Raw genomic sequence first — 12510 nt, 5'->3', positions numbered from 1 at the left:
GTTAGCGTGCAGAAACAATTGCGATATATTTTGGGAATATTATTGGCCGGTGTTATTAGTTTATTAGTGATGAGACAAGTAGCGGCCGCTGATCAGGGTGTCGGTTTTGAAATCACGCCAATCCAATCTAGCAGTCAGGTCGATAAGCGTCTCTCCTATTTTGATTTGAAGTTAAAACCGCGACAAACACAAACAATTGCGGTCAAGATTCATAATACGGCTAGTACGCCCATTACAATCAATATAGGCATTGCAAAGGCCACGACGAATATTAATGGTGTTGTGGAATACAAACACACGAATAATCGCAGTGCGAGTTTGCCATATGATATCAGTAAATTGGTGACAACTGACGAATCACAAGTCAAGTTAGCTAAGGGGCAAGTCAAGACGGTCAAGTTTCAAATTAAGATGCCGGCCAAAAGCTATCAAGGCATTTTAGCAGGTGGGCTAACTTTCTTGAAAAAGGTCTCGGCAACTGATAGCAAAAAGGCCGTAGCAGTCAATAACCAATACGCTTATACTGAAGCCGTAATTTTGCATGGTAGTAAAGATCTAACAACCAATCAGCTAACAATGAATAAGATTGCGGTCAAGCAAATTAATGGGCGCAATGTCATTAATTTTCCGTTGGTTAACCATACGGCGGCTTACCTAAATAAAGTACAGACTAACATTAAGATTTATCATCGGGGAGGCAGTAAAGTTGTCTACCATCAAAAGTTAGCAAACGGCCAGATGGCACCTAATTCAATCTATAAATTGCCATTACGGACGGGGAAAAAAGCGCTAGCGGCCGGTAAATACACAGCGGTCGTGAAAGTCACTTCCAAGAAGCAACACTGGCAGTTTAAGCAGAACTTTGTCATCACGAAGGGGCAAGCTGATACTTTGAATAAGACGGCGGTCTTGAAGCAAGGGCCTAACTGGTGGTTATATATCGGGATTGGCTTGTTGTTATTGTTGTTGATTGTGTTGGTAATTTGGTACATCCGCCGCAAGCAAAAGCGGATTAAAGCGTTAGAAAAACAGTTAGCAGAGAAAGATAAATAGTTCTGATTAATAAAACAACTTCTAAAAACTTGTACTGTTTTTTAGAAGTTGTTTTATTATACCTTTAGTAACACATAATAATGATTGATTTCGAGAATTATTACAAACTGGTACCACGCGTACAGTTAATTCTTTCTCTCAATAAAGCTGTTTATAAAAAGTCAAATGATTGATTTTTTATAAACGGCTTTTTCATATATGTATGAATTGGGTGTCAGTAACTGTTAATGGCTCATTTATAGTAAATTAGGAGATTCGTGTCAAATATGTGTAATGGCTGATGCCTTTGTTAGGCTAATAGTGAATGGATGGTGTGGTTATTCACTATCAGCACAATGATAAAAGTAATATTTGCGTCATGAAAAATTAATAAAAGTAGTATACTTATTGTTAATATGAAGTATATCGATAGTTAATATAAGGGTGGTAGTCGAAATGCTTTCGGAGGGGAATAAAATGCAAAAACGGCGGTTGCAACGAGCTAGACTAACTGAAAAACGGGCTTATAAAATGTATAAAAAGGGAAGACTGTGGTTGGTGGCTGGTCTAAGTACTTTTACCCTAGAAACCGGATTGGTACAACTTCAGGCGATGGCGGATACGACCAGTACGCCTGTGAGTCAGGTGGAAACAACGACGGATCAGGCTCATAACAGTGCAACGTTAACCACTAAAGTAACTACTAGCAAAAATGACACGGCTAATGTGGATACTAAATCGAGCGATAGCAGTAGTGTGCACGCAACAACTAATAATACTAGTAGTGCGGCTACGGCTAGCGACGATGGGGCAAAAACTTCAGTAGCAGAGCATACGCTTACTTCAGCGGCTGATGGAACAAAACCCACCAACTCGGCAACGACTGATTTGACAGATTCGACGACTAGTCATTCAAGCAGTGTGACCACGGCTAACGTTTCGGCTACGAGTGTGGCTCAAACTGCGCGAGCAGTCAACGGTACGACTGATAGTGCCGTGAGCCCTAATAAGGTAACGGCGAGTGGTGCGGCTACTGAAATTGAATCAGATTCGGTTAAAACAAAAGAGATAACTAAGACAACTGGTACAGCAAAGGCGGTCAGTCTTGCAGCCACAGATACAAGTATGTCGCAGACCAAGTTAAGATCGGCACGGGCGGCCGTTGCCACTGTCGCAACGATCAGTTCAACGACTAAGATGTATGATGGGGCCGCGGGGACACCAGATCGTTACACGGTTACACTAGCTGATGGGGTTAAGGCACCTACGGATTGGGCAGTTACGAAGGATCCTAACGTTTATACGGATATTGATCTAAGCGACTTTGATAAGAATCAATTTGGCCGTGTCTGCGCCAACGATTGCGAAATACCATGCGTTGACGGCGACCACTCAGGCCGTGGCAATCACGGCCACTAGTGCTGATGATGTCCAAACGCTAACATATGCGCTGGACGTCCCAACATCGATAAAGCCAGGTAAGCCTATGAAACCGGCCAAACCGACTAAGCCGACAACATCAGACGATTTAATCAAGCCAACGACGAAACCAATCACGGCTGCTAAACCAACGCAACTCACTAAGCCAGCAACGGTTGTGAAGGCTGTTCAAGCCACAACTGGCAACCAGCCGTCAGCTAAATCGACAAGGACGTGGGTATCGAGTCGCATTAAGGCTGTCAAAACAGCTCCGGCATCAGCAATTATCAAGCCGGGAAGTAAAGTAACGGAGCCGGCTCACAAGGCTCAAGCAGATACAACGAGGCGATTGCCACAGACCGGTGAAACGCGGCGGTCTGAAGCAGCTGCTGAAACACTAGGGCTAACACTAGCAACATTATTGCTAGGCTTTGGTGGTTTGAAGCGTAAGCGGCATGAAAAGTAATGAATTTATTTAACTGTGCATAATAAAAAAGCGCTTAACATCCTAGCATTGGCGAAAAGTCAATGGGAATAGGGTTTGTTAAGTGCTTTTTTGTGTTTAGGTATCGATGGATTGATGTTCAAAGTAGTCGATTTTAGTTGCCAATAACTGATCGATTGCTTCCAGATGTCGGATGCGATCCCGAATGACTTGTTGGTACTGTTTGAAAACGACTACCTTTGCTTGATCATCTAATGCAAGATTGGCTGGTGTCAATAGACTTAAATCGAGATCTAAGTCCCGAAATATTTTAATGAGTTGGAGTGTTTCCAAGTTTTTGCGGGAATATTGACGGTAATTGTATTGGTTTCGCTGAACATCAAGTAGAATGCCAAGATGTTCGTAATACCGTAAAGCATCTTTGGTCATTCCAGTAATCGTGGTGACTTCCTTCGTAGTGAAGTAATGCTGTTGCTCAGGAATTTTAAACGTTAACACGAGCGTCTCCTTAATATTGAGAACTGAGTCGCCATAAGTCGTTGGCCTTAGAGCGAGTGTACTGCTTAGATAACCGAACTTGACGTAGGCGGTCATCGTAGAAGTGTCCACTTGTGTGAGTGAGTTCGGGAGCAGTAGCTAACCATGCACCAATCGGGGAATTTTTGCGAGAGAAACTTTCACCCAGTATCCGACCAGCCAAACGACTCACCCAACTACCGCCAGCACCAAAGCCAGAATCTGGGACGTAGCCGGGGTGGAAAATGTTGATTGTCACGTTGGTTGCTGTTAAGCGTTCACTGAGAGCTAACGTGAGTAGTACGCGCGCAGCAGTGGCCTGGGCGTCAAAGTCTGGAAGACTCACTTTAGCATGGTTAATCACGAATGGCAAGGCACCAACCAATAGAATGCGCGCCTGGTCACTGTGCTTTAGCAACGGTAATAAGGCTTGAATGGTCCAAAAATGGGTGAGATAATTTAAAGCTAGGTTTAAATCATAACCATCTGCCGATAAATGTCGCTCAGGTAGCATCACACCAATACTATTGAGTAGGATATCGATGTGATCCGTCATGGCTGCAAGCTGACGAGCAAGTTGTTGAACACCAGTTTTGGTACTCAGATCGGCCAAAGCCAATTGGACAGCCTGATTGCCAGTTGCTTGACTAATATCGGCTTGAGCCTGACGTCCTTTGTTGGCCCGACTGCCGACGATAATCACATGATAGTTTTGGTTAGCAAGGTCAATTGCGGTGTGTTTACCAACGCCAGAAGTCCCACCAATAATAACAGCTAATTTTGATTGCATGTCAGTCACTCCTTCAATTCAATGATTATGCACAAGTATAAACTATGGGGTCGACCCGATAGCAAGCATTAAATTAATCATGACATGCAGTAGCTATTGGCGATTTAGAACATAATCATCAGAGTTCTTACATTCTTCTATGCTTTAAACCTATGAATATGTATTTAACATAAGTATTTCACATATAAAGTGAACGCTCGTATACTGAATTTAACTTAATAAGGGAGGGACATACCATCAAATCAAAGTATTTAGATCAAGATTATCTACAAACAATTCAGCCAATTGTCGATGCTAATCAGCGCCGCATTCAAGCATTGAACGCGACACGGAAACCAAGTGAAATTCGTGAACGTCTTGCGGAGATAACGGGTCAAACTATCGATATTTCAGTCGAGATCCGCGTGCCATTGTGGACAGACTATGGGCGGAATTTAAAAATCGGCAAACGTGTTTTTATTAATGATAATGTTCAGATCACTGATTTGGGCGGGATTGAATTAGCGGATGACGTGTTGATTGGTCCGGGTGCGATGTTACTATCCGTTAATCACCCGTTAGATCCTGCTAAGCGGCATGCGGTTGAAGTTCAGCCAATTCACATTGAACGAAATGCCTGGATTGGGGCTGGGGCCAAGGTCTTAGACGGGGTCACAGTTGGTGAAAATGCCGTTGTGGGTGCTGGTGCGGTCGTGACAAAATCGGTGCCAGCAAATACGGTGGTGGCTGGTGTTCCTGCTAAGGTGATTAAAAGAATTGATTAAGCAAGTTAACGGAGGTTATTAACAAATGAGTATTGAAAATAAAGTTGTCGTTATTACGGGTGCGTCTAGTGGTATTGGTGCTGCAACCGCCAAGTTACTAGCAGCTAAGGGTGCCAAAGTCGTTTTGGGCGCCCGTCGAGAAGACCGACTACAAGCTTTGAGCCAAGCGATTGGCGATAATGCAGTCTATCAAGTAACTGACGTGACGGATCGCCAACAAGTTCGGGCATTGATTGACTTAGCCGTCGCCAAGTTTGGGCGCGTCGATGTGCTATATAACAACGCTGGTACGATGCCGCAAGGTAACTTGAGTGACCGGGATTATGATAAGTGGCAGATGATGCTCAATGTTAATATCATGGGTGTTTTGAATGGCATCGGTGAAGTCTTACCAATCATGCAAAAACAACACGATGGATTGATTATTGCCACGGACTCAGTAGCTGGTCATGTCGTTTATCCCGCATCGGCTGTGTATAATGGGACTAAATATGCGGTGCGGGCTATTATGGAAGGCTTACGCCAAGAAGAGAAGGATCATGGGATTCGGTCAACCATCGTGTCACCCGGTGCAGTGCGGACTGAGTTAGTCAATACGATCGGCAATACACAAATTCAGGCCGGCATCAGCGAGTTGATGAATGCGGATGATAGTCAAGGGTTGGCTTTAAATCCAGAAGACATTGCTAACGCAGTATTATTTGCGATCGATCAGCCTAAACACGTCGCCATTAGTGAAGTGTTAGTACGGCCAGCGCAACAGGAAGTTTAACTACGAGTTAAGGTACGAAGATATATCTAAAAATCACCATCACCAATTATCAGTTTCAGTTATTGATAAGAGGTGGTGGTGATTTTATTAATGATTGGGATTTGTTGAACTGTAATAGTATTAGAAATAGCAGCTAGAAGATTTAATAAATAAGGTTATACCTCACTAGTTTGGCTGTTACGGATGTTTACCCTCGTACCAATAAGTAAATAAAATATGGCGCTCCAATCAATGCGACGAGCACGCCGGCTGGCAGTTCAGTGGTCGTGGTGATTAGTTTTCCTAAGGTATCGGCAGCTAGTAATAACGTACTTCCTAACAGGCCAGCTAACGGCAGTTGGTAACGTTGACGAGCGCCCACGATTCGTCGTGCCAGGTTGGGGGCAATCAAGCCAATGAAGCTGATCCCGCCACTAATGGCGACACTAACGCCGGCTAACATAGCGGCTACGCTAATCAATCCCAATTGTTGGCGTTTCAAGTTGATTCCCAATGTTTGGGCAGTGGTCGTACCGAGTGTAAAGGCGTCGAGAACGGGTAATTGAATGAATAGAATACCACTACCGACTGCGAGCCATGGAAGCGCCCAGCCGATATAAGACCAATCAGTGCCCCACAAACTACCGGCCAACCAATTCATGACGAATTGATAGTTATCGGGTGATAATTTTAGTGTCATTAGCACCATTAAGGCTGAAAAACAGCCGGACAAGGCGACGCCGACCAGTAACAGGCGCTTAGACGAGATCCCTCGTTGGCGCTGATTCGCTAATAAAAAAATCAAGGCCGTACTTAACCACGCCCCAGCTAGCGCAACGATAGGTAAACTCAGCGTTAATGAAGCGTTGGTGCCTGCACCAATAATGAGTAACATAACGGCTAGTCCAGCGCCGTTATTAATTCCGAGTAGACTAGGGTCGGCCATTGGATTATTGGTGACCGTTTGTAAGATGTTACCGGATAATGCGAGGGCCCAGCCAACCATGATGGCAAGCACGATCCGTGGTAAGCGGAAGTTGACTAAGACTAACATATCGGTCGCATTACCGTGACCCGTTAAAATTCCCAGTAGAGCGGGCCAGCTGATGGTCATTGTACCCGTACTAAGGTTAAGAACAGCTAGTCCGAGCATGCTAGCAGTTAAGAGCAGTGACCAAATAATTAAGCGACGATTAGGGCTCATGCTTTCATCGGCTCCTTTCGTGCAAGGTAGATGAAGCACGGTACCCCGATTAAGGAGATAATGATGCCAAAGGGCGTTTCATGTGGCGGATTAACTAGCCGTGCAATCAAATCCGCACCGACCGTCAGTGTTGCACCAAGGATCAACGTTAATGGCATGCTATTGCGGTAATTAGCGCCCACTAACCAACGCGCCATGTGGGGAATCATCAGGCCAACAAAAGTAATCGTGCCAACTAATGCCACTGAGATCCCGGATAAAATGACGGCACAGACAAGGGCTAAGCCTCGCAGTAGCGGGAGACTTTTCCCTAAACTCTGGGCATTGTCGTCAGTAAGATAGGCTAAGTTTAGTTGCGGTGCGAGTAGTAGGGTCAGTAGCAATCCCAAGACTAGTCCTGGACCGAGAAACTTTAATTGTGTCCAGCTGACGGCACCCAGTCCACCGAAATACCAGAACGCGAGGTCCTGTTTGAGCTGCAACACAAGGGCCAGCCCTTCACTCAGAGCTGTTAATAGGCTACTGATTGCAATCCCAGCGAGTACCAGAATCGTGGGATCGAGTTGAACGTGGCGGGCGGTGCTGATACTAAAAATCAGTCCGACACTGGCTGCAGCACCAATAATGGCCCAACCAGTCGTTTGTAAAGTTGATAACTTTGGAAAAAAGGCTAAACACAGCGTTAGCATTAAGCCCGCTCCCGCGTTAATCCCCAGTAAGCCTGAATCCGCTAACGGGTTACGCGTCACTGCTTGCATTAGAGCGCCGCTACCAGCAAGAGCTGCCCCAATCAATGCCGCTCCAAGGACGCGGGGCACACGAATGTGCCGGATAATTTGTTGATCAAGATTGCCAGTGTGTGTGGTCGTCAGGGCGTGCCAGACGGTGGCCATACGCATCTGGTCAGCGCCAAATCGCAAACTGAGCCCCATGACGAGAATGAGTACGCCGGTACTAAGTGCCAGCCACCTCCAATATCTGGACGTTGACTTCATGCGGGGGCCACTTCCTGACAGCCGTTATAGGTCAAAATCAGTGGGGTACCGTGGTAGTCAACGAGGGTGGCGTCAATGTTGAAAATTGTTTTTAAATTAGCGGCCGTCATGACAGTTGCAACGGGACCATGGGCTAAAACATGACCGTCCTTGAGCGCGATCAATTGGTCAGAGATGCGAGCCGCGTGGTTCAAGTCGTGTAACGCCATAATGATAGTTCGGTGGGCCTGTTCGTTGAGCTTTTTGACGAGTTGCATCACTTCTAATTGGTGAGTCAAATCTAAGTAGGTGGTGGGTTCATCCAGAATAATCGTGTCAGTATCTTGAGCAACGGCCATGGCGATCCATGCCCGTTGACGTTGTCCGCCAGAAAGGGTGCTTAGGGGCCGTTGGCGTAAATCTTGGAGGCTGGCCTGCGTGAGCGCCCATTCGATTTTTTGATGGTCAGTTGTGGTGAGTCCACTTAACGGCCGACGATAAGGTAAGCGGCCGAAACTCACCAGTTCTTCTACGGTGAGGTCGTTAGCCGTTTGGTTCGTCTGTGGTAAGACTGCAATTTTTTTTGCGAAAATTTTGTTTTTGATGTGTTGAATATTTTGATGATCCAATAGAATAACACCGGTCGTTGGCTTTAATAAGTGTGCGATGGCACGAATGAGGGTTGATTTACCACTCCCATTCGGGCCAATCAACGTAGTGATCTGATCATGCGGAATCGTAATTGATAGCTGATCGACGATAACCTTGTCGCCATAGTCAATACTAATATTTTGGGCTTCAATGGTATTCACAAATAGGATTCCTTTCTTAAAGTTAAGCGTTCAAGGGAGGTTCACTTGATAAGTTAACTAATTTTGTTTAGTTGTGCACAACCTTATTTTGCTAGCTTGTTTGTTGGGAAATGTGATTACAACAACTGCTAACTAATAATTAGTGTTCAATTGATAGTCTTATCTTAAATGTTTTTATTGACAATTGATAGTGTTTTCACTAATAATTTTGGTAGCGCTTGAAAGGTGGAGACAGTTGTGACAAAACGGTGGCAAATTGTAAAATTGGGATTAGTATTGGGGTTAACGGGAAGCTTACTATTAGGGGCGTGCGGTGCGAAGCAGCCGACAAGCACGACAGTTACACGAACCGATTATTTGAAGCATAAGGTCAAGGTGCCGAAGCATCCGAAACGGGTCGTGGCGAGTTATTTGGAAGATGATTTAGTGGCTTTAGGCATTAAACCGGTCGTGCAGTGGTCGGTCAAAAATGGTAGTGGTACGCAGGCTTACTTGAAAAAACAGTTGAAAGGGGTGCCGCTAATTGACTATTCGTTACCATATGAAGCGGTGACCAAGGCCAAACCGGACTTGATTCTGATGGGGACGAGTAGTGCAGTCGCCAATGGCAAGTATGCGCAATATAATAAAATCGCCCCGACCTACGTGGTCAAAAATGGGACTACGGTAACGTGGCGCCAAACTTTCCTTGATGTGGCTAAGGTGGTTAATCGCCAGGCTAAGGCCAAAAAAGTCCTTGCTAAGTATGACAAGCAGGTCCAAACGACGCGGCAAGCGTTGAAAAAGTCGGGTCAGCATAAAGTGGCGGTGTTGTGGGTCACCAATAATACCGCCTACATGGTCAATGACAATTCAGCCAGTGGGGCCTTACTGTATCAAGATTTACAATTGGGTGAACCAAGTTTAGTTAAACAAGTGTCTAAGTCGGCCACGGCGGATTGGTCGGCGGTCTCGTTGGAAAAACTCGCTAAGTTAGATGCGGATGATATTTTCTTAGTGAATAGTCAAAAGAGTGCGTCGCTATTTAAGGACCCGCTGTGGAAAAATATCAAGGCCGTGAAGAACAACCATCTGTACCAGTATGGTGACAGTAGCAGTTGGCAGTATTCGGGACCAATTGCTTATTCACAAATGATTGATATGGTGAAGACGGACTTGTTGAAGTAATGGTTAGTCAATCATTATAACGAAAAATAATAGGATTGAGATAAAAATTTAAAACGCGTAAATTACTCACAGTAAAATAAGTAATTTACGCGTTTTATTGTCTATAGACAGCGGTAATCATCATCCCAACGCGTGTTGATAGGCGGGGACTAATAAATCATCGACAAGTAGATGAAGGGTGGCATCGGTAATCGGTTCATTAGCAAAAGCACGGTAGCGAAGCCAGTCGAATGGCATCAGTTGTAAGTCGCACGATAAAGTCCCCGTACGCAGTTCCCCACGTTGCTGTGCACGCTGACACACGCGTTCAATCGCATGGGCGTCAATCTTTTTCACAGCATTGAGCAAGTCCTTAACTTCTGGATTTGCTTGTTGATCTAGGTGGTGAAACCAAGTGATGACCAAAGCTTGATTGAATGTATTAATACTGACAGTGAAGCGCTTGAGTACTTGGAATAAATCTTCAGAAAGTGTCTGACCGGTCAAGTTCACTTCGTCTAGTTGACCATGGTTTTCCGTAATGATTTGGTCCTGGATAGCCGCAATTGCAAGCTCTAGTGGTGAACGCCAGCGTCGGTAAATGACAGGCTTACTGGTGCCGGCCTGTTCCGCGACGTTAGCGAACGTCAATTGTTCAAGACCATCTTGATTTAAGATGTCACGGGCGGCTTGATAGATGGCGTTTTCGAGTTCAGCGCCACGACGACGTGTTTTTGTCATGTAATCCCTCTTTTCTAAATAAGATACTTTAAGTTTCTTATTGACTTTTTCTTTATATAGCGTATTATACCAGTTATGCGAATAAGACACTTTAAGTTTCTTAATTGGGAGGATAATATGCAAGCAAAAGCAAAAATTTCAAAAGCAACTATGACGATTGCCTGGGTCGTCGTGTTTGGTGCGATGGCACCATTATTAGATTCAACCATGATCAACATTGCCATTAACAACTTAGTGACTAGTTTTCATAGTAGCGTGACGACGGTCCAGTGGGCAGTTACAGGTTATTTACTGGCAACGGGGGTCGCGGTGCCATTTTCCAGTTGGTTACTCAATCGATTTGATGGTAAAGCAGTCTTTGTGGCTGGTGAGATTTTGTTTGGTTTTGGCTCGATATTTGCAGCCGTAGCACCGAATATTCAATTATTGATTATCGCTCGGTTAGTTCAAGGTTTTGCGGGTGGCTTGATTATGCCACTCTTGACGACCTTGCTTGTGCAAACTGCGGGTGCAGCTGTGATGGGCCAGATGATGGCAACAGTTGGGCTACCCATGATTTTAGGACCATTAATCGGACCAGTCATTGGTGGAATTATTATCAAATTTGCATCGTGGCATTGGATTTTTTGGATCAATGTCCCAGTAGTCTTGATTTCAATCGCTTTGATTTTGTGGAAGATGCCGAATTATCCAGCACAAAATCGAACAGCGAAAATGGACTTTATTGGTATCTTGCTACTAATTGTGTCCTCAAGTGCTATCATTTATAGTTTGGTTAATGTCGCGCATACTGACCGTTTTAATAACGCTACAAGTATTGAGATGTTAATTCTAGGGGCGATAGCGTTGATTAGTTATGTCGTATGGGCCGCTTGGCAAAAAGAACGGGCGGTAGTGCCACTGCACTTATTTAAGTTTGCATCATTTGATGGTGCTGGTTTAGGATTATTTATCGCTGGGACGGTATTGAACGGTGCAATGTTATTACTACCGCTCTATTTCCAAAACGTTCGGGGAATGAGCGTGATTAACGCCGCCCTAGCGCTATTACCTCAGGGAGCGGGAATGCTAGTTTCGCGGACGTTAACGGGAAGGCTAACAGATCAAATAGGCGCTAAGTACGTGGTCCTGGGAAGTGTCGTCATCACGTTTGTCGGTACCTTACCGTTTTATTGGTTTGGTCAACAGACGTCTTACTGGATTTTGGCACTTATTTTATTTGTGCGGGGAATTGGTGCTGGTGGTATTTTAATGCCGTTAATGGCCGATGCTTATACAGGAATGCAACCTGGACAAGTGTCAGCTGCAACAATTGGGACCAGAATTATCCAAAATATTGGGAGTGCGTTTGGATCCGCTTTGATTACGACGATTGTAACGGCGTATTCCACACACCAAGTGAATGTGTTTGAACGACACCTAAAAGCAGGAACGTATCACGTCGACGCAGCTCACTTACAAGTCTTTACAACAAGCCATTTGCAAGCAATTCGCTTAGCAGCGTTTCAACAAGGCTTTCTAGTGATTGCAATTGCCGCAATAGTTATTATTTTGCCAACCTTATTGCTGACTAACAAATTGAAGGCGGCGAAGTAACCCATGGAGCATTTCATTTATTGTTAATCAGCCAAGCCGTTTTCGGGCCTGTATTGAGTACCAGGCTAAAAATTCGCGGCCCGTTCAGAGCTGCTTACTACGAACTGGTTAAGCAACGATTGATTGCGACAGGGCATCTCGATTACCTAAGTGCGTTTTTGTGGCACTGGCTTAAGCCGTTAATATTCCTTATAGAATTGAAGGACCCAACTGTATAAGCTTTTGAGACTAATAATCATAACTTCAAGACAACAGTGACAAGCGCAGCAGTTCATTGATATGATGGTATTAAACACATCTTGCGAGGCAATACTTTTTTG

At 44.8% G+C, this 12510-nt stretch carries 13 protein-coding genes; 7 read left to right on the top strand and 6 right to left on the bottom strand.

What is annotated here, in order from left to right:
- Window positions 1-6 precede the first annotated feature (6 nt).
- The 3 genes from RXV91_RS06250 to RXV91_RS06240 all read left to right on the top strand — a co-directional run bounded on the left by RXV91_RS06250 (window position 7) and on the right by RXV91_RS06240 (window position 2917).
- Window positions 7-1053, top strand: coding sequence for a DUF916 and DUF3324 domain-containing protein (locus tag RXV91_RS06250; protein WP_316439155.1), 1047 nt, complete (start codon window positions 7-9; stop codon window positions 1051-1053).
- 456 nt (window positions 1054-1509) lie between these two features.
- Window positions 1510-2451: a KxYKxGKxW signal peptide domain-containing protein gene (locus RXV91_RS06245; RefSeq protein WP_316439154.1), complete on the top strand. Its 942-nt coding sequence runs from the start codon at window positions 1510-1512 to the stop codon at window positions 2449-2451.
- Entirely contained in the window at window positions 2378-2917 is a 540-nt protein-coding gene (locus RXV91_RS06240) for a hypothetical protein (RefSeq protein ID WP_316439153.1), read from the top strand. Before RXV91_RS06245 ends, RXV91_RS06240 begins: the two co-directional genes overlap by 74 nt.
- A gap of 96 nt (window positions 2918-3013) precedes the next feature.
- On the opposite strand, the gene RXV91_RS06235 is transcribed toward RXV91_RS06240, so the two are convergent.
- Both RXV91_RS06235 and RXV91_RS06230 read right to left on the bottom strand, forming a co-directional pair.
- Window positions 3014-3394, bottom strand: coding sequence for a MerR family transcriptional regulator (locus RXV91_RS06235; RefSeq protein ID WP_316439152.1), 381 nt, complete (start codon window positions 3392-3394; stop codon window positions 3014-3016).
- Window positions 3395-3404: 10 nt separating this feature from the next.
- Window positions 3405-4202: an SDR family NAD(P)-dependent oxidoreductase gene (locus tag RXV91_RS06230; RefSeq protein WP_316439151.1), complete on the bottom strand. Its 798-nt coding sequence runs from the start codon at window positions 4200-4202 to the stop codon at window positions 3405-3407.
- A 317-nt stretch (window positions 4203-4519) separates the two neighbouring features.
- Between RXV91_RS06230 and RXV91_RS06225 the strand changes: the two genes are divergently transcribed.
- On the top strand, window positions 4520-4966 hold the full coding sequence (locus RXV91_RS06225) for a DapH/DapD/GlmU-related protein (RefSeq protein WP_316439150.1): 447 nt from the start codon (window positions 4520-4522) through the stop codon (window positions 4964-4966).
- Between the two features lie 25 nt (window positions 4967-4991).
- A complete protein-coding gene (locus RXV91_RS06220; protein WP_316439149.1) occupies window positions 4992-5738 on the top strand; it encodes an SDR family oxidoreductase in 747 nt (248 codons plus the stop codon).
- A 187-nt stretch (window positions 5739-5925) separates the two neighbouring features.
- On the opposite strand, the gene RXV91_RS06215 is transcribed toward RXV91_RS06220, so the two are convergent.
- From RXV91_RS06215 to RXV91_RS06205, 3 genes are read right to left on the bottom strand one after another with little or no spacing between them, the layout of a single operon-like run.
- Window positions 5926-6921 (bottom strand): iron ABC transporter permease, encoded by a 996-nt coding sequence (locus tag RXV91_RS06215; protein ID WP_316439148.1) that lies wholly within the window; start codon window positions 6919-6921, stop codon window positions 5926-5928.
- A complete protein-coding gene (locus RXV91_RS06210) occupies window positions 6918-7916 on the bottom strand; it encodes an iron ABC transporter permease (RefSeq protein WP_316439147.1) in 999 nt (332 codons plus the stop codon). Before RXV91_RS06210 ends, RXV91_RS06215 begins: the two co-directional genes overlap by 4 nt.
- Window positions 7913-8707 (bottom strand): ABC transporter ATP-binding protein, encoded by a 795-nt coding sequence (locus tag RXV91_RS06205; RefSeq protein WP_316439146.1) that lies wholly within the window; start codon window positions 8705-8707, stop codon window positions 7913-7915. The genes RXV91_RS06210 and RXV91_RS06205 overlap by 4 nt, the downstream gene beginning before the upstream one ends.
- 237 nt (window positions 8708-8944) lie before the next feature.
- Here RXV91_RS06205 and RXV91_RS06200 point away from each other — a divergent pair, with 237 nt between their 5' ends.
- Complete coding sequence (locus tag RXV91_RS06200; RefSeq protein WP_072535361.1) at window positions 8945-9874, top strand: ABC transporter substrate-binding protein; 930 nt, start codon at window positions 8945-8947, stop codon at window positions 9872-9874.
- A 120-nt stretch (window positions 9875-9994) separates the two neighbouring features.
- On the opposite strand, the gene RXV91_RS06195 is transcribed toward RXV91_RS06200, so the two are convergent.
- The gene (locus RXV91_RS06195; RefSeq protein WP_003642348.1) at window positions 9995-10594 is read right to left on the bottom strand and encodes a TetR/AcrR family transcriptional regulator; all 600 of its coding nucleotides are present in this window, start codon (window positions 10592-10594) and stop codon (window positions 9995-9997) included.
- Between the two features lie 117 nt (window positions 10595-10711).
- On the opposite strand from RXV91_RS06195, the gene RXV91_RS06190 reads away from it, so the two are divergent.
- Complete coding sequence (locus RXV91_RS06190; RefSeq protein ID WP_316439145.1) at window positions 10712-12190, top strand: DHA2 family efflux MFS transporter permease subunit; 1479 nt, start codon at window positions 10712-10714, stop codon at window positions 12188-12190.
- Window positions 12191-12510 lie beyond the last annotated feature (320 nt).

It is taken from the genome of Lactiplantibacillus sp. DA1 (genome assembly GCF_032681335.1).
Taxonomy (GTDB): Bacteria; Bacillota; Bacilli; order Lactobacillales; family Lactobacillaceae; genus Lactiplantibacillus.
Note: the sequence above shows the minus strand (reverse complement) of the source record. Positions and strands in the feature narration are given on the sequence as shown.